This window comes from Trueperaceae bacterium (assembly GCA_002707365.1).
GTDB lineage: Bacteria > Deinococcota > Deinococci > Deinococcales > Trueperaceae > UBA6957.
On record PAMQ01000007.1, the window covers coordinates 225,584 to 247,448 of the forward strand.

The 21,865-nt window shown below is 47.3% G+C and carries 21 protein-coding genes and 1 tRNA gene; 11 read left to right on the top strand and 11 right to left on the bottom strand.

Annotation, left to right across the window (positions count from 1 at the left end; translation table 11 throughout):
• The first annotated feature begins 123 nt into the window (after positions 1 to 123).
• The gene (locus CMO31_03170; protein MAZ52999.1) at positions 124 to 666 is read left to right on the top strand and encodes a hypothetical protein; all 543 of its coding nucleotides are present in this window, start codon (positions 124 to 126) and stop codon (positions 664 to 666) included.
• Positions 667 to 690: 24 nt separating this feature from the next.
• Here CMO31_03170 and CMO31_03175 read toward each other — a convergent pair whose 3' ends face one another.
• The 3 genes from CMO31_03175 to CMO31_03185 all read right to left on the bottom strand — a co-directional run bounded on the left by CMO31_03175 (position 691) and on the right by CMO31_03185 (position 3,288).
• The gene (locus CMO31_03175) at positions 691 to 1,692 is read right to left on the bottom strand and encodes a hypothetical protein (protein MAZ53000.1); all 1,002 of its coding nucleotides are present in this window, start codon (positions 1,690 to 1,692) and stop codon (positions 691 to 693) included.
• Positions 1,693 to 1,898: 206 nt separating this feature from the next.
• The gene (locus CMO31_03180) at positions 1,899 to 2,552 is read right to left on the bottom strand and encodes a thioredoxin (protein MAZ53001.1); all 654 of its coding nucleotides are present in this window, start codon (positions 2,550 to 2,552) and stop codon (positions 1,899 to 1,901) included.
• Between the two features lie 112 nt (positions 2,553 to 2,664).
• Positions 2,665 to 3,288, bottom strand: a complete 624-nt coding sequence (locus CMO31_03185; GenBank protein ID MAZ53002.1) for a hypothetical protein — start codon at positions 3,286 to 3,288, stop codon at positions 2,665 to 2,667.
• A gap of 262 nt (positions 3,289 to 3,550) precedes the next feature.
• Between CMO31_03185 and CMO31_03190 the strand changes: the two genes are divergently transcribed.
• Positions 3,551 to 3,642 (top strand) — tRNA-Ser (locus tag CMO31_03190).
• Positions 3,643 to 3,728: 86 nt separating this feature from the next.
• On the opposite strand, the gene CMO31_03195 is transcribed toward CMO31_03190, so the two are convergent.
• Both CMO31_03195 and CMO31_03200 read right to left on the bottom strand, forming a co-directional pair.
• Positions 3,729 to 4,598 carry a hypothetical protein gene (locus tag CMO31_03195; protein ID MAZ53003.1) on the bottom strand — a complete coding sequence of 290 codons (870 nt, stop codon included), beginning with the start codon at positions 4,596 to 4,598 and terminating at the stop codon, positions 3,729 to 3,731.
• A gap of 10 nt (positions 4,599 to 4,608) precedes the next feature.
• Entirely contained in the window at positions 4,609 to 5,577 is a 969-nt protein-coding gene (locus tag CMO31_03200; GenBank protein MAZ53004.1) for an AAA family ATPase, read from the bottom strand.
• Between the two features lie 107 nt (positions 5,578 to 5,684).
• Here CMO31_03200 and CMO31_03205 point away from each other — a divergent pair, with 107 nt between their 5' ends.
• Positions 5,685 to 6,251 (top strand): GNAT family N-acetyltransferase, encoded by a 567-nt coding sequence (locus CMO31_03205; protein MAZ53005.1) that lies wholly within the window; start codon positions 5,685 to 5,687, stop codon positions 6,249 to 6,251.
• A 4-nt stretch (positions 6,252 to 6,255) separates the two neighbouring features.
• Here CMO31_03205 and CMO31_03210 read toward each other — a convergent pair whose 3' ends face one another.
• The 4 genes from CMO31_03210 to CMO31_03225 all read right to left on the bottom strand — a co-directional run bounded on the left by CMO31_03210 (position 6,256) and on the right by CMO31_03225 (position 11,696).
• Entirely contained in the window at positions 6,256 to 8,079 is a 1,824-nt protein-coding gene (locus CMO31_03210; GenBank protein ID MAZ53006.1) for an excinuclease ABC subunit C, read from the bottom strand.
• Between the two features lie 129 nt (positions 8,080 to 8,208).
• Positions 8,209 to 9,534 carry a branched-chain alpha-keto acid dehydrogenase subunit E2 gene (locus CMO31_03215; protein MAZ53007.1) on the bottom strand — a complete coding sequence of 442 codons (1,326 nt, stop codon included), beginning with the start codon at positions 9,532 to 9,534 and terminating at the stop codon, positions 8,209 to 8,211.
• A gap of 81 nt (positions 9,535 to 9,615) precedes the next feature.
• Entirely contained in the window at positions 9,616 to 10,590 is a 975-nt protein-coding gene (locus CMO31_03220) for an alpha-ketoacid dehydrogenase subunit beta (protein MAZ53008.1), read from the bottom strand.
• Between the two features lie 11 nt (positions 10,591 to 10,601).
• Positions 10,602 to 11,696 carry a 2-oxoisovalerate dehydrogenase gene (locus CMO31_03225; GenBank protein MAZ53009.1) on the bottom strand — a complete coding sequence of 365 codons (1,095 nt, stop codon included), beginning with the start codon at positions 11,694 to 11,696 and terminating at the stop codon, positions 10,602 to 10,604.
• A gap of 523 nt (positions 11,697 to 12,219) precedes the next feature.
• Between CMO31_03225 and CMO31_03230 the strand changes: the two genes are divergently transcribed.
• Positions 12,220 to 13,362, top strand: coding sequence for a citrate synthase (locus CMO31_03230; GenBank protein MAZ53010.1), 1,143 nt, complete (start codon positions 12,220 to 12,222; stop codon positions 13,360 to 13,362).
• 103 nt (positions 13,363 to 13,465) lie between these two features.
• On the opposite strand, the gene CMO31_03235 is transcribed toward CMO31_03230, so the two are convergent.
• On the bottom strand, positions 13,466 to 14,677 hold the full coding sequence (locus CMO31_03235; GenBank protein ID MAZ53011.1) for an adenylosuccinate synthase: 1,212 nt from the start codon (positions 14,675 to 14,677) through the stop codon (positions 13,466 to 13,468).
• Positions 14,678 to 14,826: 149 nt separating this feature from the next.
• Here CMO31_03235 and modA point away from each other — a divergent pair, with 149 nt between their 5' ends.
• From modA to CMO31_03260, 5 genes are all read left to right on the top strand, one after another.
• Complete coding sequence (modA, locus tag CMO31_03240; GenBank protein MAZ53012.1) at positions 14,827 to 15,579, top strand: molybdate ABC transporter substrate-binding protein; 753 nt, start codon at positions 14,827 to 14,829, stop codon at positions 15,577 to 15,579.
• Complete coding sequence (gene modB / locus CMO31_03245; GenBank protein MAZ53013.1) at positions 15,576 to 16,361, top strand: molybdate ABC transporter permease subunit; 786 nt, start codon at positions 15,576 to 15,578, stop codon at positions 16,359 to 16,361. Before modA ends, modB begins: the two co-directional genes overlap by 4 nt.
• A 72-nt stretch (positions 16,362 to 16,433) precedes the next feature.
• Complete coding sequence (locus tag CMO31_03250) at positions 16,434 to 16,901, top strand: transcriptional regulator (GenBank protein ID MAZ53014.1); 468 nt, start codon at positions 16,434 to 16,436, stop codon at positions 16,899 to 16,901.
• Between the two features lie 362 nt (positions 16,902 to 17,263).
• Positions 17,264 to 18,280 (top strand): 3-deoxy-7-phosphoheptulonate synthase, encoded by a 1,017-nt coding sequence (aroF, locus tag CMO31_03255; GenBank protein ID MAZ53015.1) that lies wholly within the window; start codon positions 17,264 to 17,266, stop codon positions 18,278 to 18,280.
• Positions 18,277 to 19,374 (top strand): prephenate dehydrogenase, encoded by a 1,098-nt coding sequence (locus CMO31_03260; protein ID MAZ53016.1) that lies wholly within the window; start codon positions 18,277 to 18,279, stop codon positions 19,372 to 19,374. The genes aroF and CMO31_03260 overlap by 4 nt, the downstream gene beginning before the upstream one ends.
• Before the next feature lie 164 nt (positions 19,375 to 19,538).
• Here the strand turns inward: CMO31_03260 and CMO31_03265 are convergent, their stop codons facing one another.
• Positions 19,539 to 19,835 (bottom strand): hypothetical protein, encoded by a 297-nt coding sequence (locus tag CMO31_03265; protein ID MAZ53017.1) that lies wholly within the window; start codon positions 19,833 to 19,835, stop codon positions 19,539 to 19,541.
• An 83-nt stretch (positions 19,836 to 19,918) separates the two neighbouring features.
• On the opposite strand from CMO31_03265, the gene CMO31_03270 reads away from it, so the two are divergent.
• Both CMO31_03270 and CMO31_03275 read left to right on the top strand, forming a co-directional pair.
• A complete protein-coding gene (locus CMO31_03270; protein MAZ53018.1) occupies positions 19,919 to 20,968 on the top strand; it encodes a hypothetical protein in 1,050 nt (349 codons plus the stop codon).
• 35 nt (positions 20,969 to 21,003) lie between these two features.
• Positions 21,004 to 21,810 carry a haloacid dehalogenase gene (locus tag CMO31_03275; protein ID MAZ53019.1) on the top strand — a complete coding sequence of 269 codons (807 nt, stop codon included), beginning with the start codon at positions 21,004 to 21,006 and terminating at the stop codon, positions 21,808 to 21,810.
• Positions 21,811 to 21,865: the final 55 nt, after the last annotated feature.

Consider the following 21,865-nt stretch of genomic DNA (forward strand, 5'->3'; position numbering starts at 1 on the left):
AATAGACGTCTTGTCAAAGTGATAAACCCGTTCTGAAAGAACACAGTGTTCGCGTATACTCCTGCCTATAGCAGTTCTGAAACGACTTACCGGATGGTAACCAAGTTTCTAGAGAGGATTATTATGAGGAGATTTATTTTTCTCGCTATTGCCGTTTACTTCTTAGCGTCCGGAAGTGGGATCTTCACCAAAACACCGCCTCGGTGGTTAGACGTCGGTATTGGCATAGTCTTTCTAGTAATGTCCAATGCCGCCCGAACACGCCGTTCATCCATGAGAGAGCTGAATGAAACTGGCCAATCAGCCGTAGTGGAACCCAATGAAGAGCAACTTTGGGAGATTAATACCCTAATCTCAGAGGGAAAAGAGCTTGAAGCAATCAAGAGATATCAAGATCAGACCGGGGTAAAATTTAGTGAAGCTAAAGCATATGTCGAAAGCCTTGTGAAGGACATGGCGGACGAATCCTTATCATCAGCTCGGAACGAACATTCTAAAGAAGGTCTCGATGAAACCCCTAAACTGCCCCTTCGGACAGACCTTGAGAAGGCAATAAGTACAATCGCTAGTTCTGACAAGAACGAGGCGATTCAGAAGGTCATTTCACTTACTGGCATCAGTTTGTCAGAAGCTCAGACTTATGTTGAGAGCCTAGATCGATCTTAAAATCCCATAGTAGCTTACCAACGTCTATAAGACCGGCGTAGTACCTGCCCGAAGACGACGTGTGACCCACAATCCCAACGAGAGCAATCCCGACAACACGAGAACTCCAAGATAATCAATAATCGGAATTCTGATTATCTCATGAATGGTTTCCAAACCACGGCCGCTGTAAATCCAAATCGCACCGACGACATAGCAACCTAGAATCAGGCCTCGTAATATTCGAGACAAACCCAAACCATGCATCTGCGTAATAACAAAAATTCCCCCAAACCCGAAAAAAAACATTGGCCATATTCCATTCCCTTGCATAATTGCTACAAGAGTTCCATGGGCAAGAACCACTACTTCTAAAAACACAGTCCAGTACCTATTCTTATGCGCTCGCGTGAACATCAAGCCACCTTGGAGAATAAGCAATGTAGTGTAGAAAAAGCCCCATAGATGCCCTGAAAGAGCTTCAGCTGGGTGATACCAGAAGGTGTAAATCACAGCCCAGGAAAAGAAGTACCCGTGGTACTTCCTGGCAAACTGCTGGACTCGCTTTCCCAGAGGCACCTTTGCTCCAAAAAACAGGCCACGGCGTTGATTTTCCATCAACAAGACCCAGATGAGCATGACTATGACCGCTCCCTGACTACTGAAAATAGACACGTCTTGGGCAAGACCGTCATACCAGAGGTGAGTTTGCAATAGATGAAGAAGGATAAAACTAGCATTAATCGCTAGAGCCACGTAGTTTATCCGATGTAGACCGTTTATATAACGCTTTACTCTTGTCTGCGCATAATATATCAACGCCCACATAGCTAACTGGTGAGCCATGTAGAAGCCCCACGAAGTTACCCGAGACCAGATAGTTGGCTCAGGTAACTTCCAAAAGTACCAGGCATATCCCTGGTCAGGAAGCTTAGGAATAGTCTCAAGCCTGGAACCTAGTAACCAAATGAGACCAGTGTAAGCAACGCTAAAAAAGATAATCCCAAAGAGGATAGCTGGTTGACTTAATCCGCTAGAGGGTGGGATGGCTGGTCTTTTTTGCAAAGAAGAATTCACCGCGTCCGCAGTTTACTAGATAAGTTATCCTAGAAGTTGTAAGCGGGCCACTATTCCCAGTCTGACCTCAGACCTAACTTATATTTAGAACACTACCTCAGTTATAAAATCAATAACTCAGAAATCCCGAAAAGGCTAACGATTTTATCGCTTCCCAAAAGCAAACCGGGTAACGTTCAGGCAGGAATCTTGGCTAACTCTTTCAGCTTACTGAACGCAACCTCAGCACGTTCACGGACTTTATTGTCCTCAGAGCGGCCTGCCATCATCAAGTGCATGTTCATGTGCTGGTCGACATCCCCGAAAATCGAGTTGAGCACTTCAACTTCGTCCCGACTTCGGAGACTCGCATCATCCCGAAACATCGTAGTGTAGACGTATTCAAACTGCTGGTGATTCATTATGCCGGTCAGATACTGTTCTAAAACCTGAATGTAACGCGACAAATCGCTAGTGGTAAGACCCTCAGTAGGCTTAACGTCACCACTGAGAGGAGCCTTTTCTAAACCAGCATCTAGAACCTCAGGAGTGATGTTCCAGTTATCTACATCGAAAACAGCTTCACCATCCTTGAAGAGGAGTATTTGCGGACTCTCATGGCGAATTCCCGTCATTTCCTCTACCAGGTTACTCGAGGAACGCCATTCGACAACCCTGATAATCCCTAGCATCAAGTCCTCGCGAGGCTCAAGTTTCTCCTGCAAAAATCCGAATCCCTGCATGGTCTTGTGACAAGTCCCAGCCTTGAAAATAACGCTTGTCGGATGAGTAGCCAGGAAAGACTGGACCTCCTCAGGGGTACTGAGATTTACTATTCGATCTCTAAGCATGTTTTCTCCTTAACCTTGAAGGCTAAAACCTCGTAACTATATTGAAGTCATACACTATCAGTACCCATATTACTGTCAGATACCAACAAGCACAACCTTGGATCGATCCCCCTTAAATCAGAGTAACGTCACCTCGAGGTGTGGCCAACACCGCCCGAAGGGTGGTTTCAGAGTCCACACCAACCTTGATGTCTATCTCAAGAGCAGCGTAGAGCTCCGCTAGTGAACTTCCCTCTGGATGCCACACCTCTAGGGCCTGCAAAGAACAGCCTCCGCAAGAAGTTTCGGAAGGATGTTCAGTCTCGCCCCAATCAATGAAGAACGGCAGTGCTTCTCCAAACGGATTATCAGGAAACTTTAAATGGTGCCACTGAAGGATTTGGCCACTAGGTTTCAGCCGGGACCTTGTTATCGGCCCCAAGGTATTTAACCCAACTTGTTCGGCTAGACTTTGTATCCGACCAAGATCATTAGTTCTCAAGGCAAACGTCATTAGTTTTGGCGAATTTAGCGCAGACAACGCCTCTCCTCGAGTGCCGGTAAGATCCTGTAGCGGATCTGGAGCGATTAGTTCAAGATAAACACCGGTACCAAGAGAAAGTAGGGCGTTTCGTGTCCCAAAACCCGGATGCTCCCCACCTAATTCCGGCTCCACCCCTAATAACTGCTTCAAATTCGCAATTCCCGCGTCTAGCTTTGGAACACCATACAGAAGGTGATCTATCTCATATGACATGACGAACTCTAACCTAAACTTTATCTGGCAGCCCACCAATTTATCTGATGGGCCTACCCAAGGATAGCCGTCAAAGAAAATCGACGCTATAAAATAGATAGAGGTCCATAATTCGTCCCTCGTGTTAATTCTGGTAATCAATTAGCACTGCTATTATGTGTAAACTGTTTCCTCAATGTTAACTCTAAACTTTACCCTAGGAACGATTATTGTTGACCCTGTTTGGGGGTACTGCTAGACTCCGGGATGTTAGTAGTTGTCCGGAGAGGTGTCCGAGTGGTTTAAGGAGCACGCCTGGAAAGCGTGTAGGTGGTTATCACTGCCTCGCGGGTTCGAATCCCGCTCTCTCCGCCACACCGACCAATCTCGTCCTTTGTCAACAAAGGACGAGATTGGTCTACTATCGAACCCGCAGATCTTTCTTATAAGGTAGTTTCCTTCTATCGTTTTTGGAAAATCCTTTCCCTGATTAGCGAAGAAAGCGCATTACGCTCCAATGCCTCAGTATCATCCTCTGTAAATCTGAGGAGGCTATGGCGATATCCTGCTTGCAATATGGCCCCTCGTGTCTTCATCAAAAACTCTCGGACAGATTGATGATAAGACTCGACCTCAGCTGGACCAACGGAGAGATGCCCACCCGTTTCCAAATCAACCACCTCGAGATGACCAAAATCAGGACTCAAATCATCCTCAGCCATTACGTGAAGAAAGCTAGCATCTAGACTACGAGCCCGAAAAGCAGCGAGTGCTGGCTGTAAAGATGCTTCGTCAAACAAATCAGATATTATCAGCACCAACCCGGCTCCTCGAAAAGCGGGTATCCCGAGCGCAAACTTTTTGAGGGCTTCACTAGGAGTGAACGTAGCCTCACGATCAACAAGGGTTTCTTCAATAAATTCCCAAATATCGCCGACCCGGTTAACCCCATGAAATGGACGACTTGTTCTTCCGCTAAATAAGTGTATTTGACACTGAGAATCTTGCAAAGCTACGTACGCTACCAAAGCCGCCAAAAAACGACTATACCGGAGTTTTCCGCCCAACATCATGCTCCGACTGGTGTCAAGAACAATATGAACATCTACAGTCCTATCAGCTTGATAAAGCCGGGTGTAAAGACGCCCAGTCCGAGCATAAACATTCCAATCTACGTATCGCAATTCGTCTCCGTGCTGGTAAGGTCGAAAATCATGAAATTCGACAGAACCCCCTACGCCTTTTGAAGGCCTTTCGCCTTCAGCCACGCTAGTAGAGCGGGATGCTAGAGAATATCGGTCAATTAGTGCACGACTTTGTAAAGTAATCACCGTTAAACTTTCACCTGCTCACGGTCAAAGTCGATTCAACAATCTCATCAATAATTACATCGGGATCTAAACCTGACACTTCAGCCTCAAACGAGAGTAAAAGACGATGCCTCAAGGACGGTGACACTGCTCGCTTGACATCATTAATCTCAACGTTGGGCCTACCCTCCGCAAGGGCATAGCCCTTGGCAGCAAGCGTTATCGCCTGCGCTCCGCGAGGACTAGCGCCTAATCGGACCATTGGGTGCACGTGAGTAGCCTCAATTAAGTTCGCCACCTGCTCTATAGCACTGGTCGCCACTGGGACAGCCCGCAACATATTCTGCAACTCAACAATTTCTCCTCGCTCAAAAATCGAGTTTAAAGCAATCTCATTAGGACCTGTAGTATTCTGAATAATGCGACGTAACGTGTCCCTGTCTGGGCGCTTAATGATGACCTTAAACAAGAAACGGTCGAGTTGAGCCTCCGGCAGAGGGTAGGTCCCTTCCATTTCAATCGGGTTCTGAGTCGCGAGGACCATAAACGGCTCTGGTAATTCATTACGCGAGCCTGAAATAGTAATCGAACGCTCTTGCATGGCCTCGAGAAGGGCTGCCTGGGTTTTCGGGGTAGCCCGATTAATTTCATCCGCTAACAACACATTCACGAAAACAGGTCCAGGCTGAAACTCGAAACGAGGAGAAGAAGCATCTTCGATAAAAACAGTGGTGCCGGTAACATCAGCAGGCATTAGATCGGGAGTAAATTGGATTCTTCCAAATCCCAGATTCGTAGCCTCGGCAAAGGCCCGAACTAGCCTAGTTTTACCAAGACCAGGTGCCCCTTCGATTAGAACATGGCCCCTAGCTAAAATTGCTATTAATAGGTCTTCCACCACGGCCTGTTGGCCCAAGATTATTTGACCGATAGCCTCTCGAAGAACCGCAAATTTTTCAGTAAACACGGTGAAGTTTAATTTTCCTTCAGTAGTATTCATATAAAACTCACGTTAACACCATCAACCCCTAAAGAAACACTGTCTCAAACCTGACTACCCTTGATTAGGTACCGGTACAGACTCCATGGTTGCGCTAAACTGGATAAATGTGGCCCAACTTCCGGCGTGTGGTGCTTAAACCCCTCGAAGAACTTGGTCCCAAGGACTGGCGCAGGATCCATAAACACCTCCGCGATCCAGAGATTGCACACCTTAACGGTACACCCACAAGCCGAATGCCTCTTTGGTTACTAAAGCGGGTACTACTCGCCGACAGTCGCCGTCCAGACCGAGAAACTTTCGGGATATTCGACCAAAATAAAGAATATATTGGCACAATTGAACTATATGATATCCGCCACACTACTAGCACGTTAGGAATCATCATTGGAGAACGTAGTCATTGGAGCCAAGGTTACGGCCCTGAAGCTATCTTCGCCTTAATGGACTACGCATTCAATACCCTCGGACTCGAACATATCAAGCTATCTACTTTTGGTGATAATCTGCGAGCTCAAATTGCTTTCATGAAAGTTGGGTTCCGTGAGGTAAAGCGTACAACGGCTAAGGATACCTTGAGAATCGACATCAAGATGGAACTACATAGAACTGGATGGTTTAAGCGCTACCAGGAGATCCGTACTAATGATAACCACCTTCAGATTAGCAAATAGGAAGTCAGTCACCATAATCAGTAACAACTTCCGAAGCGTCCCCTTCCAAAGAGAAAAAGCTTTTTACTGACTCAGCAGCTACTCGCCCAACACCCGGTACAAGGGAGAGCTCCTCAATCGTAGCCTCTTTCAATTCCTCAATTGAGGAGACATACCCTAATATGGCATTTCTTCGCTTAGGCCCAATACCGGGAACATCATCAAGGATGGATCGTGTCGTAGCTTTTCCTCGCAACTTGCGGTTGTAACTGACCGCTATCCGGTGCGTCTCATCACGAATGTAAATGAGCATGCGCAATCCCGGATTGGTCTCAGGCACCACAATGTCCCCTCTCTCCTCAGTAACAATCGTTTCATTCCTCTTTGCTAATCCCAATAGCGGAATCTTCAATCCAGCCTCACAAAGAGCTCTGCGGGCCGCAGTCAATTGTCCTTTACCCCCATCGATCAATAAAAGATCCGGTAGAGCTAGTTTGTCAGCAAGGGAGCCCGTAAAACGACGATAGACCGCCTGATAAATACTGGCAAAATCATCTGGCTTATCGAGACCTGTAATACGTAACCGTCGGTACTCTTTCTTGAGCGAACGGCCACCCTCGAACACTGCAATACCAGCAACCGTGTGGGTACCCATAAGATTTGAAACGTCAAACCCTTCTATACGCCATGGGGGAAACTCCAAACCAACAAGCTGCTGCAGCTCTTGGACGCCGGGCGTCTCACCACGACGCTCAAGGAGAGCTAGTTCTGATTCGAGGCCACTACGCGCATTGCGCACTGCCATCCCCATCAGGCTAACCTTATCGCCTCGTTTGGGAGTACGCAGCTCTACTTTTCTTCCTGCCCTATTGCTCAAAAAGGTAGTCCAGGCAGTAATTTCGAGCTCACAATCTGGAATCAAGATAAGAGGTGGCACATTGGGGGCATAGGTATAATATTCTCCCAGAAACCTGTCAACTATCTCACTCGGTTCAGCGTCAACAGCGTTAGTTAAAAATCGTTTATCACGACCTACTACTCGACCCTGACGCATTTGGAAGAGCTGCACCATAGCAAAATTTCCTCCAACAGCAAAGCCAAGAAAATCTAAATTTTCACCAGCATTACTAACAACCGGACTATCAAAACCCGTGAGCTTCCTGAGAGCATCGATCCGGTCGCGAAACGTAGCCGCCAGCTCAAAGTCTTGACGCTCGGCTGCCGCAGTCATTTCCTTGACTAGACCAGCTTCGGTATCCTCAACACGCCCTTGCAAAAAAGACCGCACCTGGTCAACCACACTGGCATAGATGTTTGGGTCAGCCTCCCCGATACACGGTGCAAGGCAACGTCCCATATGGAAACGAAGGCAGGCCTTTTTGCGCTGTTTCATTGGATAACCGCTATTTTGTCGAATGGGGAAAAGGGAACCGATTAACTCCTGAACACGCCGGAGAGCACCTGCATTAGGGTAAGGCCCATAGTAGGTGCTACCGTCCTTTGTAACTCTCCGGGTAAATTGCAACATCGGGAACTCTTCATTAGTAAGCTTCAAAAAGGGGTAGGTCTTATCATCCTTCAACATGACGTTGTAGCGCGGTTTGTGACCTTTAATGAGATTAGCCTCCAGTAATAAAGCATCAATCTCATTTTCAGCTACTAAAAATTCTAGGCTCACTGCCTCACTAATGATGGCCCGGGCCTTCCTACCAGGTGTTGCGTTAAAATAACTACCCACTCGTGAATGAAGATTGACAGCTTTACCTACATAAATAATTCTTCCAAGCTGATCTTTGTAAAGATAGCAACCAGGCTGCCTCGGTAATACTGGAAGATCTTCTCGGATCATCAGCCTAGTGTACGGCCCGACCCAAAACACGTGGTAATTTTGCTATCGGGAAGATATCAGTAACCCACTGAAAGCCAACTAATTTTTTTGTCCATAGAGCCTTAACCATTCTCTGTTAAATCCTTGACCTCAGAATTCCAACAACAACCGTTCCGGATCCTCGATCATTTGAATCAGTTGGCTGGTAAAAGCAACAGCTTCAGCACCGTCTACAAGGCGGTGGTCGAACGAAAGGCTCAAATACACCATGGGCCTTGCAACAATACTTTCGTCATCGAGCACAACGGGACGCTTCTTAATTGTATGTACGCCCAAGATAGCCGCTTCCGGAATATTTATTATTGGGAAACTAAACAAGCCCCCAAGAGAGCCAACATTGGTTATCGAAAATGATCCTCCGGAGACGTCTTCCTTAGTGAGCCCACCTTTTCGGGCTTTAGTCGCTTTGTCGAGGATATCAGTAGCGATCTCAAGAAGGCCTTTGCGGTCTACATTGTGTACAACCGGAACAACCAAGCCCGTTTCTGTAGCAACAGCCATACTGACGTTGACATATTTCTTAAGCACAATCTCGCCTGCCTCTTCATCAAGGCTAGAATTTAGCGACGGGAAAGACTTAAGTGCTGAAGCTACTGCCTTCATTATAAAGGGGAGGTATGAAAGAGAAATTCCGCGCTCAGCAGCAATTGGTTTCAAGCGACTACGTACACGAACAAGTCGAGAAACATCCGCCTCATCCACATGTAGGGTTCTTACCGTCTGCAAATGGGAAGCCACCATTTGATTAGAGGTTGCCCGACGAATTCCGCGGAAAGGTAACCGCTCCTCTAGCTCTTCATACCCAGATGGAGAAACGTAAAGGGTTGCGGTATCGGAAGATCTTATGGTTCCACGTTTAGCGTGGGTTTTAACGTCTTCAATCTGGATCCGACCTTTCGGACCGGTACCCTGAATTGCTTGGATTTCCAAACCTAGTTCCCGAGCTAACTTACGAGCAGCAGGAACCGCCAGCACACGAACTTCCGAACTAGTAGAGTCGGCCTCACCATCGTCTTCGAGACGATCTCGCTGGTTAGTTCGTACTTGAAATATGGGAGTATCTTCTTCCTCGCTCGAGGGAGTAAATAAAGTGAGAGCCTCCCCATCTTCCTCGTCCGTAACCTTTGTTTCGATCTTTTTATAGCTAGCGCGATCGCCATCTGTAACTCCAGACTCACCCTCCTCAGAGAAAAGAGCTATTGGCCGATTGACCTCTACCACATCACCCTCGGCTACAAGATGTCTTTCGAGAATTCCAGAAAAAGGACTCGGTAGCTCTACAGTTACTTTGTCAGTCATTACCTCAACAATTGGCTGATCCTCACTAACACCCTCACCCTCTTGGACAAGCCACGAAACGATCTCGCCCTCAACAACACTCTCTGCAAGCTCCGGCAATAAGAATTCTCTCGGCATTAGCTCTCCTTAACCAACCATCTAATAAGGTCGGTGTTGCGCCAATAATTGGACCAAAATCCAACAGACAACTTTCATGACTTAATAATCCAGGGCTTTCTGCACGGCTTTAAGAATGCGATTAAGGCTAGGCAAGTAAGTACGTTCTTGCGCATAGGGGAATGGAGTATCAAAACCTGTCACTCGGAGCGGTGGAGCCAAGAGACTATCTAGAATCTCCTCGCTAATGACCGCTGCTACCTCGCTAACAAAATTCAGTTGTCGGGGTGCTTCCGAAACAAGAACAACCCGGCCTACTCGCGCCACTTCACTAAGAACGGTTTCACGATCCCAGGGCAATAAACTTCTGAGATCAATTAAGGCAACTGAAAAGCCTTGTTGCTCAAGAGCATCGGCCGCTTGGGTAGTTTCAGCCATACTACTTCCGTAAGAGACCAGAACCACATCATTCCCGTCACGCAGTATCCGTGCTTGACCAAGTGGAATGAGAACTTCTTCTTTGGGCACTGATTCTTTCGAAGCTCGGTAGAGACGCTTCGGCTCTAGAAAAACCACGGGATCATCGTCACGAATAGCCGTCTTTAATAGACCCCTCGTATCAACTGGGTTAGACGGATAGACCACCTTTAGACCCGGAGTATGAACAAAGTGAGTTTCTGGATTCTGGGAGTGGTGATGCCCTCCCTTTACGCCACCACCTGCTGGCATACGAACGACCATTGGGGCGAAAAATTGTCCCCCGGAACGATAACGTAACTTGGCTGCTTGAGACACCAGCTGGTCAAATCCAGGAAAGACATAATCAGCGAATTGAATCTCTGCTACAGGCCGAAGACCGTGAACTGCCATACCAACAGCTGCTCCGATAATTGCAGCTTCTGACAACGGAGAATCAATCACTCGATCCGGCCCATACTTATCAAATAAATTCTCTGTAGCGCGGAAGACCCCACCACGTTTAGCAACATCCTCACCCATCACAACAACACGCTCATCGCGCGTCATTTCTTCATCCAAGGTCCGTGCAATGGTCTGCACTATCGTCTGAGCAGCCATTTCCGCTTTACCTATCCGATTTCTTTTCGTTGAGTTAGGAGGTGAGGCGGGAGTTCATCAAAAACATCCTCAAACATCCAATCAGTCGGAATTGGTCCAGCCTGATCAGCAAGTTTTGCAGCTTCTTTAAGTTCCGTATCTACCTCATGACGGAGAGCCAGGTCCTCCTCTTCGTTAATCAGATCTAGCTTTTCCAAGAATCGTTTCGTGCGAACGAGTGGATCACGACGCCACCATGCTTCTACCTCTTCCTTGGGACGATACTGACTATCGTCGTCTGCCGAAGAATGAGGTCCATAGCGGTATACCACCATCTCGACCAATGATGGTCCTGCACCATCTCGTGCACGCTTGACCGCATCTCGCATCACGAAATAACACGCAAGAAGGTCCATACCGTCCACGTGATAACCAGGCATTCCATATGCATGAGCTTTCATCGCAATGTTTTCAGAACCAGTTTGCTTGTTGTATCCGACGCTGAGAGCGTAGCGGTTGTTCTCGCATACAAATACTATGGGGGCACCTTCAGCACCAGCAAAGTTAATACCAGCATGAAAGTCTCCTTCACTGGTAGCCCCATCCCCAAAATTAGTAACTACTACTTGGCCAGTACCACGAAGCTTCATGCTGATTGCCGCACCAACAGCAGGCGCAATGTGGGAAGCAATCGGAGAAGCACCAGTAAATAGATTAAAAGCCTTAGATCCTGGGTGAGCAGGCATTTGACGACCTCGGTTAGGATCTGCCCGGGAAGCCATAATTTGCCCAAATAATTCCACCGGAGGTATTCCAAGAGCTAGTACTAGTCCCGAATCTCGATAATAAGGGAAAAGCCAATCTTCCTTGGGGATAACAGTGTGAGCGGTAGCTACCTGAGCAGCCTCATGCCCAGCAGCCGGAGCAACAAAACTAATCCGACCGGTTCTTTGAAGACGAATCATCCTTTCATCAAGGAGCCGAGTAGCCACCATTTCTCGGTACATTTGTTTAACTAGTACAGGATCTAAATCAAATTCGAAACTACCTGTCCATTCTCCGGATTCCGACACAACGCTGATCGGTTCATCAGTGAAGGGCTCGAAGAGTTGAGAATTTCGTATCACACTTCGCCTCCAGAAAAGGTGAAGTGGTATCCCCTAGATATGCTTGAAGTCTTTATCAAATCACTGACCAATTGTAAACTTCCCCGTCGCAAATCCATCATAACCTTTAGCCTCTGAGTAACTTCCGATAGTTTTCCAAGCGGCCCAATTGACCCTAGGTAAGAGATCGGCAGTCTACCCAATACCAGTCTATCACCGGTACATTAGTTAACTCTGTAAAGCATCCCCTATACAAAGCTCCAGGTGACGTGCAAAATACCCTGTAGAACGTAGGTGGTAATATAAAATCACAAATCCGCTTTGGGCTAGGTTCTGGCCGGGGGAAGACGTTTTTTAGCTGACCTATCCCGTATTTTCAATGCTGAATTACCTCAACACTTTTTCGGTGAAACCTTAAGCGTAAAACTAATTAACCTAAGGCACTAAAAGTTTAGATGTGAGCAGTTTTAATCAAAAACAGGAATCTACGGCAAACACATTGGTATCATTAAAGAAGTCTCAATAGTAAGGATAAGGAGGACAGATGGAACACAATATTTTTCCTGGATTAGCTGGTGTCAACATTGACACTACTGAAATCGCATCAATTAATGGCGATAAAGGCGAACTTATTTACCGCGGTTATGATATTCGCGAATTATCCGACCGTATTAGCTTTGAAGAGGCAACTTATCTTCTGTGGAACGAAGATCTCCCTAACGAAGAGCAATTAGGGTCATTTAGGAGTTCTCTGAAAAGCTTATTCGCTATCCCGGAACCTATCTATAGCATCCTTAGGATGATCCCAACTGACACACAACCAATCCATGCGATCCGCACCGCTGTCTCTGCACTCGCTTCTTTAGATAATAACTCTGAGGATATCGACCTGGGTAATTCCCACCGCATCGGTACATCCCTGCTAGCAAAGTTTTCCACCATCACTGCTGCCTTCGAGCGTATCCGGAAGGGCCTCGAACCAATTCCGCCTGATCCGGGTCTATCCATCGCTGGAAATTTTCTATACATGCTCAACGGAAAAAAACCAACGTTGGCGGCCACTCAAACGATGGATGTGGCCCTAGTGCTTCACGCCGAACACGGCTGTAACGCCAGTACTTTTACCGCCCGAACTGCCGCATCATCAGGCACAGATGTATATAGCGCCATTACAGCGGCAATAGCTTCTCTAAAAGGACCTCTTCATGGCGGAGCCAACACCGCAGTAATGAACGCCCTTGAGGCTATCGATAAAGTGGAGCATGTAGAAGGTTATGTCCTTGACATCCTTTCAAAACCCCACGGCCGGGTAATGGGTTTTGGCCATCGCGTATATCGGGTATTGGACCCTAGGGCTGTGATACTAAAAGAAGTTGCTAGACATCTGGCCGAAGAATCCGGAGATAGAAAATGGTTTGTAATGAGCCTCGAAATGGAAGAAGTCATGACTCGCGAAATGAAGCGTCAAGGTAAACAAATACGCCCGAACGTCGACTTTTTTTCTGCCTCTGTTTACCGCATGCTTGGGTTTCCCATAGATATGTACACACCAATTTTTGCCGTTGCCCGAATCTCCGGATGGATGGCTCACCTATTTGAGCAATACGCCAATAACCGTCTAATGAGACCCCGACTTGTCTACGAAGGCCCACGAGGAAGAACATTCAAGGCTATAGATCAGCGTTAACAGTCATTTAATGCACGGCTAGAACGAACAAGGGTATTTCTTCATTACTTTACTAAAGAATTACCAACCAAACCGCAGTCAACTGGCCGCTTAGCAGAACTTATTACCACTTAACCTCACCAAAAGTGTCTTCTCTGTCTGGGCTTGTCGAGAACATAACAACGGGAACCCCAGTAACACGCTCAATCAAACTGAGGTAACCAATAACCTCTTTCGGTAGCGCCAACCGACTACCCAAACCACGAAGCTCACCCCAACCAGGCATGTCTTGATAAACCGGCTTCCCGTTTCTATAAGCAACACATACACGGACATCATCAAAATCAGAAAGCACATCAAGTTTGGTGACAACCAATCCCTCGAAATCATTAATCTCCACAGCATAACGGAGTTGGACAAGGTCAAGCCAACCTACTCTCCTCGGACGCCCAGTAGTTGTACCGTACTCATCCCATTGATTCTTACCACTGCCACGCAGCCTGAGGGCGGTTTCCGCATCTTCGATCTCCGTCGGAAAGGGTCCATTCCCCACCCGGGTGGCAAAAGCCTTCACGACGCCGTAAACGCCATTTAGAGCCTTATGACCCACACCAGAACCAACAAGAATCCCTCCGACTGTGGGATGGCTACTAGTCACAAATGGATAGGTTCCATAGCCAAGGTCAAGCATTGTCCCTTGACCACCTTCAAAAAGAACACGCTTACCTTCCCTAAGTCCCTGTCGAATCATCCGACCGGTATCAGCAACTAGTGGAATCAAATCACTACGAACTTCATCAAGGTCTTCCAACGCAGCGTTAACCGAGGTCCAGCCCACGCGTTGGGTTGAGTTTGGTTTAGCTTCTAGAAGTCGTCCTAAACATTCTTTAAGGTGGTCAATTTCTAGCAAATCACCAACGCGCAACCCCACACGGCGCGCCTTATCACTATACGCTGGCCCAATACCTTGACCCGTTGTTCCTACAAAACCACCTCCTTCATCATTCTTACGATGGTGCGGCAAAACAAGGTGTGCTTCATCAGAAATCAGCACTCTCCCAACATCACGCACCCTCCCAAGTTGCTCTAACTCTTCCAGTAACGACCACGGATCAACAACCATGCCACCACCAAGAATGGACACAGGTTGGTCGTGCAATACGCCACAAGGTAGGTGGTGAAGCTTGAAGACATCATTTCCAACAACAATGGTGTGGCCAGCGTTCGCCCCACCAGAATACCGGACTACGAAGTCAGCGTTATTGGCAAGAGCATCAACTACCTTGCCCTTTCCTTCATCACCCCACTGTGCCCCTATAATTGCTACTCCAGGCATGTTTACCCCCTGGTCAATCACCGAAATTACTCAGTTACACATCCTTAAACCAAACGCCAGTATGACATACCCCAAGATCCTTCCCCTCATAAATCAACAGAACCAAGTAGGACTTGCTTTTCGCGTCCTGGTATCCTCAACAGTAAGACATGCGAAACCTACTAATAGTTTCTTGCCTTATGGCCTTAATTAATTTGGTGTCTGCTGCTAATATTACGGTTTTTGCAGCGTCTAGTCTGACCGAGGCATTCAGTACCGTTGCTGCAGTCTTTGAAACGCAGCACCCGGGTACAAATGTGACGTTGAATTTTTCTGGTTCATCTATTCTGAGCTCTCAATTACTACAAGGAGCACCTGCAGACGTGTTTGCTAGTGCGGATGAAACACAAATGACAAGGATTATAGATGCAGGACTAACCATAACCATCCCAAAGGTCTTTGCCCTTAATCTGCTCAGCATAATTACTCCGGTTCATTCTAACCTCGTCAGCCCCAAAGACCTCCAGGCAGAATCTGGAATCCTACTTGTACTGGCAACGCCAGAAGTACCAGCGGGCCGGTACGCCCGCCAACTTCTAACTAGGCTTGAAAAGATATATGGCGTAGGATTTTCTCAAAAGGTGTTAAGCAACCTCGTCTCAGAAGAGATTAGCGTTCGACAAGCTGCCGCAAAGGTAATGCTGGACGAAGCCGACGTAACGATCGTATATCGAAGTGACCTACACAACCTTCAAGGCGTGAAGCAACTCCCTATACCGGAAGGGTTATCTCCAGTAGCTCGCTTTCCAATCGCCCTTCTTTCCAACGGTAGAAACCCTGAACTCGCGATCAAATTCATCGATTTCGTATTATCAAGTCCGGGTCAGAATATAATTTCACAATACGGATTCATTTCCCCGTGAAAGTATTTCTCCCTCGGGGCCTAGTTTTAGCTGCTGGTAGTGTTTTAATTGTACTTTTAGTGTTGCCGGTGTTGGTCCTTGTATTACGTGCACTCACGCCGGACTTCCTATCTTCCCTATTAAACCCCACGGTTACCCAGGCACTTCGTTTAAGCCTAATTACCACAGGAATAAGTTTATTAGTCACTATCACTCTCGGTACCCCGGTCTCCTACCTGTTAGCGCACTACAAATTCCCTGGGCGCCGCTTCCTAGAAGCTCTGCTAGACATACCCTTAGTTCTACCACCAGTGGTCGCAGGCGTGGGCCTACTTTTAGTTTTTGGTAGGCGCGGATTAATCGGCCGACCTCTGGATGAACTAGGAATGTCTTTGGCATTTACCAGCGTGGCAGTGGTATTAGCGCAAATTTTTGTCGCCAGCCCCCTGTTCATCCGTGCTATGAAAGCAGGATTCAGTGTTCAGTCTCATCAACTCGAAGCTGCTGCTATAACTCTCCATGCCAGCCGCTGGCGCACCTTTTGGCGAGTAACTCTACCTCTCAGCTGGCCTAGTTTTGTCGAAGGCTGTATCCTAATGTGGACACGAGCTCTAGGGGAATTTGGCGCTACGATCGTAGTCGCTGGAAGTCTTGCTGGCCGAACTAGGACCACACCACTAGCCATATATGCAGCGTTAGAAAAAGACCTTGATGTGGCACTAACCCTGTCAGCTCTCTTAGCCATAGCCGCATTCACGTTACTGCTTTTAGTCCGACGCTTAACTGAACGGCAAGAAGCCTAAATTCCACTCACTTGCTAGACTAGGGTGTATTGACATAAACCTATCTCCCCTCCCGAAGACTGGAGTAGTTTCATGAGGCTTACAGCAACTGACATCTACGCTTTTCAAGCCCTCGGTTATCTCGCCACTAAATCGCGGTCTTACTGGGTTAGCAGTGATGATATTAGTGCCGCAACCGGCGTGGCAAGACCTTACCTCGTACGGATACTTGCAACCCTATCAGCGCGAGAGATTATCGTTTCAAAAAAAGGTACGGGTGGTGGGTATTCTCTCTCCGCTGAACCATCAACAATAAATCTAAAGGACGTGGTCAGAGCGATTGATGGACCTGTCGCACCGTTAAGTTGCGTAAGCCTAAAATGGCATAAGGGCTGCCCAGAGGCTGGTCGTTGTCATGCGCAATCGACTGTCTGGCTCCGGGTACGCGATGCCATGTTAGAGGCCCTTGGCACGGTCACAGTCGAAGACTTGGGTGTTGACTTCCGGCAAGGCATAAACTACGACCTGTGTCTCGAACATCTTCTAAGCCCCAAAGCATAATTTAGAGGTTCCCTTTGTATAGCAAAATCATCCGTACTACATAAGGTCCGTAGACATGGGTATTTAATCTAGCACAAAATTAGGCGTGTCAAACTCCCTATATTTCGTCAATTACAAACGTGATCACAGGCTTCTCCCTTGACATCTCCCCTTGCTCTCCCATACACTCCTTCCCATGTCTCGACCAACCGAAAGGTGTGACGTGATGGACGGTGATGTTTACGGCTATCCGCATACACGCACTTCGACAGTTTTCTTCTGGTAGGGACCTCCCTTAAATGAAAGACCACTAAAAACATCTTTATCTTGGTGGGGTCAACCCTTAACCTAAGTATTTGAACCTGGATGAATTGGAGATTTCTATGGTTGTAGTTATGAAAAAACAAGCCCCACTAGAATCGATTGATCACGTCTTAAGTGAGATCAAATCGCTAGGCTTCACCCCGCACCTGAGCAAAGGAGAGTCGAGAACGGTTATCGGAGCAATCGGTCCAGCGCCTACCCATAATGTCCGAGAGAGACTTCGGGCCTTCCGGGACGTCGAGATGGTAGTTCCAATAACCCAACCGTTTAAATTAGCCTCGAGAGAATTCCGATCTGAGGATTCCTTTGTGAAGATTGGGAACGTAAAAACCGGGAACGGACATTTCGTAGTCGCTGCGGGACCTTGTGGAGTAGAAAGCCGCGAACAGCTAGAAAAAGCCGCAAACATAGCACTAAGTAACGGGGCTAGGGTCCTCCGAGGTGGGGCTTTTAAACCAAGAACAAGTCCCTATAGCTTTCAGGGACTTGGCAAAGTTGGTCTTGAACTACTAGCTGAAGCCAAGGAATCCACTGGCCTCCCTATTGTAACGGAAGTAACTGCCCCTGAACTTGTTGAAAGTGTTGCAGAAAAAGCCGATATGATGCAGGTTGGTGCACGGAATACTCAGAACTTTGCCCTGCTGGCTGAAGTAGGTGCCTCAGGAAAACCAGTACTTTTTAAGCGGGGCATCTCGACAAGTATTAGTGAATATCTCCAGGCAGCTGAATACATTTTGTCTCAAGGCAACCCCAACGTAGTTCTTTGTGAAAGAGGGATACGGACCTTCGAAACTTCTACCCGGTTTACACTCGATGTGAGCGCTGTGCCTGTCCTAAAAGAACTCTCCCACCTACCAGTTTGGGTTGACCCTAGTCACGCGGCAGGGAAAAGATCACTGGTACCATCGCTTGCCTTAGCCGGCACTGCTGCTGGGGCCGACGGTTTAATTATCGAAGTGCACGCTGATCCTGAGTCGGCTAAATCGGACGCAGCTCAGCAATTAGACAACTCAGAATTCCACGACCTAATGGAAAGAGTCAGTGCTATTGTGAAAGCCCTAGGTAAAAGTCTGTGACAAAACCTTCGCCACTGTTTGGAACTATTGTCCTGGCAGGCGTAGGGCTTATAGGTGGATCTGTCGGACTGGGCATACGCCAGCGTTTTCTTGCTCACAAAGTGATTGGTTTTGATAGGGACCAACAGACTCTAGAAACCGCGATAAGCCTAGGCATAATTGATGAGGCACATACGATACCTGGTAATTGGTTAAAACATGCTGATCTGGTAATTTTGTCCTCACCAGTGCGTTCCCTTGTTCCTCTAGGGCTAGAACTAGCTAATTACCTTAAGAAAGACTGTCTAATCACTGATGTCGGAAGCGTAAAGGAAGAAGTGGTTGAGGGCTTATGTAACCTCCAATTCGTTGGCGGCCACCCAATGGCTGGAAGTGAACGCAATGGAGTTAATCATGCTGATGCCTCATTGCTTGAAAACGCTGTTTGGGTATTAACCCCTACTTCAGCGACAAACCAGGTAGCTCTACAACAAATCGAGTACTTTGTTAGGCATCTTGGTGCCCAGCCTCTTCACATGGATCCTAAAAAACACGATCGACTTGTGGCTTCAGTAAGCCATCTCCCTTATCTGGCAGCTGTGGCGTTAACTGAGTTAATTTCAAACGACCAGGATAAAGATCTAATGATGCTTCTAGCAGCTGGCGGATTCCGGGATCTCACCAGAGTGGCCTCCGGTAATCCACAAATGAGTCGTGACATGGTTGTCGCTAACGGTACAGCCTTAAAACAATCATTACATAGGTTCGCTACTCAACTGCAGCGCCTTTCAGACAATCTTGATAGACCCGCTGAATTCCTGGAACGAGCTACACGAGCAAAAAACATTCGGGACGAAATACCGGTGGTACGTCGCAGTTTATTGCCAGCAAGATTCGAGGTGGTACTGGCATTACCAGATAGGCCAGGACAACTTGCCCTAGTAACCCAGGCAATTGGCAACGCAAATGTAAATATTTGTGACATCGAGGTTCTGTCGATTCGCGAGGCAGGAGGTGCGCTCAGAATAGCTTTTGATGATCATGCCGGAATGCACCAAGGCACGAAAGCTCTTCAGGATGCCGGCTACGAGGTAATCATCCAGGGTGAGTCTTAATAGTGTACGGTAAAGAAACAACTACCCTTATAACCACTATTCAGCTATCTATCATATCCAGGATTAACCACGTAGCAGTTCACTTTTTAACCAACTAATCTCGGTTTTTACCGGACCAAATTCAAGACAATCGTCACTAAAACACGTGGTCGAAAACCTACCTCTTATCCCGTAGACGTAAGTAGCTCCAAGACCACTGCATCCCATTCCTGCTTAAACGTACCCTCAAATACCTTACGCCTAGCCCGACGGTACCAGTAAGCAGCATTAATGAGATCTCCCTCTTTCCTATGAAGATAAGCATGGACCCAGTCGGAGCCTAAATCACCTGCGTCCTGTAATTGGTCATGCGCAGCCGTCCAATCTCCTCTCGCATCCAACCAAAGTGCAGTTAACGCCATGGATAATTCTGATGGCAATTCACCAACCCTAATGCTCTCTAGAAACTCTTCGATCTTCATGGAACTATTCTAATGGCACCAATTACCCAAGCACTGGGGGTAGAATACTGAGAATCTTTCTTACTGAAGCACGGAGGTATCAAATGTATAGAAGCGCTATTCTTGGTTGCGGAGGCCGAGCTCGTGGGCACGCCCAAGCATATAAGTATGTAGAGCAAGGAGAAATTGTAGCAATCTGCGACATGGACAAAGAATTACTTACATCTTTCGGTTCAGAGTTCGGGATCAAAAACCAATATGTCGATCTTGACCAGATGCTAGAAGAGCAAAATCCTGATCTGCTTCACATTGTAACCTCGCCAACCCTTCGGGGAAGTGGCAAACGACTCCGTTATCCACTCATGAAAAAGGCATCTGAATACGGGGTACCAGCAGTCATTGTGGAAAAGCCCATAGCTGTAGACGGTGACGATTGGCGGGACCTAATAGAACTTTCGGGTAATACCAAAACCAAGTTTTGCGTAAATACACAATTACACTTTCACCCTCGCAACCTCGAGCTCAAAAAACAAGTTTCTGCCGGTAGAATTGGCGACATCCGCTTTGTTGACGCAAGTGCCCGCTCTACCCCGGTCGACCAAGGACCTCATATCCTGCAACTCGTTTCGTCTTATCTTGACAATTCGAAACCAATCCGGGTTTTTGGACAAGTGGCAGACGGAAGGCCATTAGAAGACCTTACGCCATCTACCCGGCATGCTACGGCTACTATTGAATACGCTAACGGGGTACGGGCAAATGTCACCTTTGGTACTGCAGTTTCACCTTACACTAATGATGATGAAAGCCAATACCACCATAAGCGGATTGCCGTTTTAGGTACACAAGGTTTTGCTCACTGGACCATGGTGGGTTGGGAACTAGGAACCCCGGACGCTGAAAAAGAATTCGGTGAGCACGAATACCGCATTCAGGATACCCTAGGACAAGCAGGTCTTACTGAAGCAGTATTTGATTGGCTTGAAGACGAGAACAAACTTCACCCAACCCATCTCCGGCAGTCTTTAACAGAGTTCAACTTGCTCTTGGGAATCTTTCAGAGTGCACTAATCCATGAGCCAGTAACTTTACCTTTTAACCCCCCGAGTGGCTTGATAGAAGCCCTTAAAAACCGTCTTGGTTCAAAGTTATAGTCGCAACTTGCTTCAATCGAGGTAATCTGAAAAGCATGCATGAGATCAAAAGCTTAATCTTGGACATGGATGGTGTGCTTTGGCATGGCGAAACGCCGCAACCTGGTATCGATAAGTTTTTCGCTAGGCTTAACTCTCTGGACTTACCGTTCGTTTTGGCCACCAATAATGCCATGAGGGTAGCTAGTCAATATACCGAGAAGCTAGCTAGATTTGGTGTAGATGTTAATCCTAACCGAATACTGACTTCTTCGGAAGCCACCGCTAGTTATATCGAACATGTTCATCCGACAGTGAAAACTGTTTATGTCGTGGGGGAATCTGGACTCATACGTGCTATGGAAACACAAGGATTTAAGGTTATTGGCCCCGAACAAGTCAGAAACGGTGAAGCGGCAGAGGCTGTAGTCGCGGGGCTCACCAGGAACTCTCTTACGTACGAGCTACTTGCTATGGGAAGTCGTTTGCTTAATGAGGGAGCCCTTTTCATAGCCACTAATATTGATGCGACCTACCCTACAGAAACCGGCCCGTTACCAGGTGCTGGTGCTATTATCGCAGTACTAGAAGTTAGTTCCGGTGTTTCCCCCACGGTAATTGGCAAACCTAATCCTCATATGTTCGAAGAAGCTCTTCGTCGTTTAGGTCCTGCGGCAACAGGAGCTGCAATGGTTGGAGACCGCCTGACAACCGATATTGCTGGGGGTAACGCCGCTGGTATATCTACTATCCTGGTGCTTTCCGGCGTTTCCACTGAAGAGGAAATAGAAACGAGTGACATTCGGCCAACTTATGTATTCCGTGACATCACAGATTTAGGGGAAGCCCTAGCCGTTCGTTAATAAACCGGATGCTTCCACTTAATGATTAACCTTGCTGGCTTTAGCGGTAACCTGA

Bases quoted from the DNA above. Each gene is read 5' to 3' on its own strand.
- CMO31_03215 (MAZ53007.1), bottom strand. From the start codon at position 9,534: ATGCCGAGAGAATTCTTATTGCCGGAGCTTGCAGAGAGTGTTGTTGAG.
- CMO31_03180 (MAZ53001.1), bottom strand. From the start codon at position 2,552: ATGCTTAGAGATCGAATAGTAAATCTCAGTACCCCTGAGGAGGTCCAG.
- CMO31_03250 (MAZ53014.1), top strand. From the start codon at position 16,434: ATGAGGCTTACAGCAACTGACATCTACGCTTTTCAAGCCCTCGGTTAT.
- CMO31_03220 (MAZ53008.1), bottom strand. From the start codon at position 10,590: ATGGCTGCTCAGACGATAGTGCAGACCATTGCACGGACCTTGGATGAA.
- aroF (MAZ53015.1), top strand. From the start codon at position 17,264: ATGGTTGTAGTTATGAAAAAACAAGCCCCACTAGAATCGATTGATCAC.
- CMO31_03185 (MAZ53002.1), bottom strand. From the start codon at position 3,288: ATGTCATATGAGATAGATCACCTTCTGTATGGTGTTCCAAAGCTAGAC.
- CMO31_03170 (MAZ52999.1), top strand. From the start codon at position 124: ATGAGGAGATTTATTTTTCTCGCTATTGCCGTTTACTTCTTAGCGTCC.
- CMO31_03270 (MAZ53018.1), top strand. From the start codon at position 19,919: ATGTATAGAAGCGCTATTCTTGGTTGCGGAGGCCGAGCTCGTGGGCAC.
- CMO31_03275 (MAZ53019.1), top strand. From the start codon at position 21,004: ATGCATGAGATCAAAAGCTTAATCTTGGACATGGATGGTGTGCTTTGG.
- CMO31_03210 (MAZ53006.1), bottom strand. From the start codon at position 8,079: ATGATCCGAGAAGATCTTCCAGTATTACCGAGGCAGCCTGGTTGCTAT.
- CMO31_03235 (MAZ53011.1), bottom strand. From the start codon at position 14,677: ATGCCTGGAGTAGCAATTATAGGGGCACAGTGGGGTGATGAAGGAAAG.
- CMO31_03265 (MAZ53017.1), bottom strand. From the start codon at position 19,835: ATGAAGATCGAAGAGTTTCTAGAGAGCATTAGGGTTGGTGAATTGCCA.
- CMO31_03205 (MAZ53005.1), top strand. From the start codon at position 5,685: ATGTGGCCCAACTTCCGGCGTGTGGTGCTTAAACCCCTCGAAGAACTT.
- modA (MAZ53012.1), top strand. From the start codon at position 14,827: ATGCGAAACCTACTAATAGTTTCTTGCCTTATGGCCTTAATTAATTTG.
- CMO31_03230 (MAZ53010.1), top strand. From the start codon at position 12,220: ATGGAACACAATATTTTTCCTGGATTAGCTGGTGTCAACATTGACACT.
- CMO31_03200 (MAZ53004.1), bottom strand. From the start codon at position 5,577: ATGAATACTACTGAAGGAAAATTAAACTTCACCGTGTTTACTGAAAAA.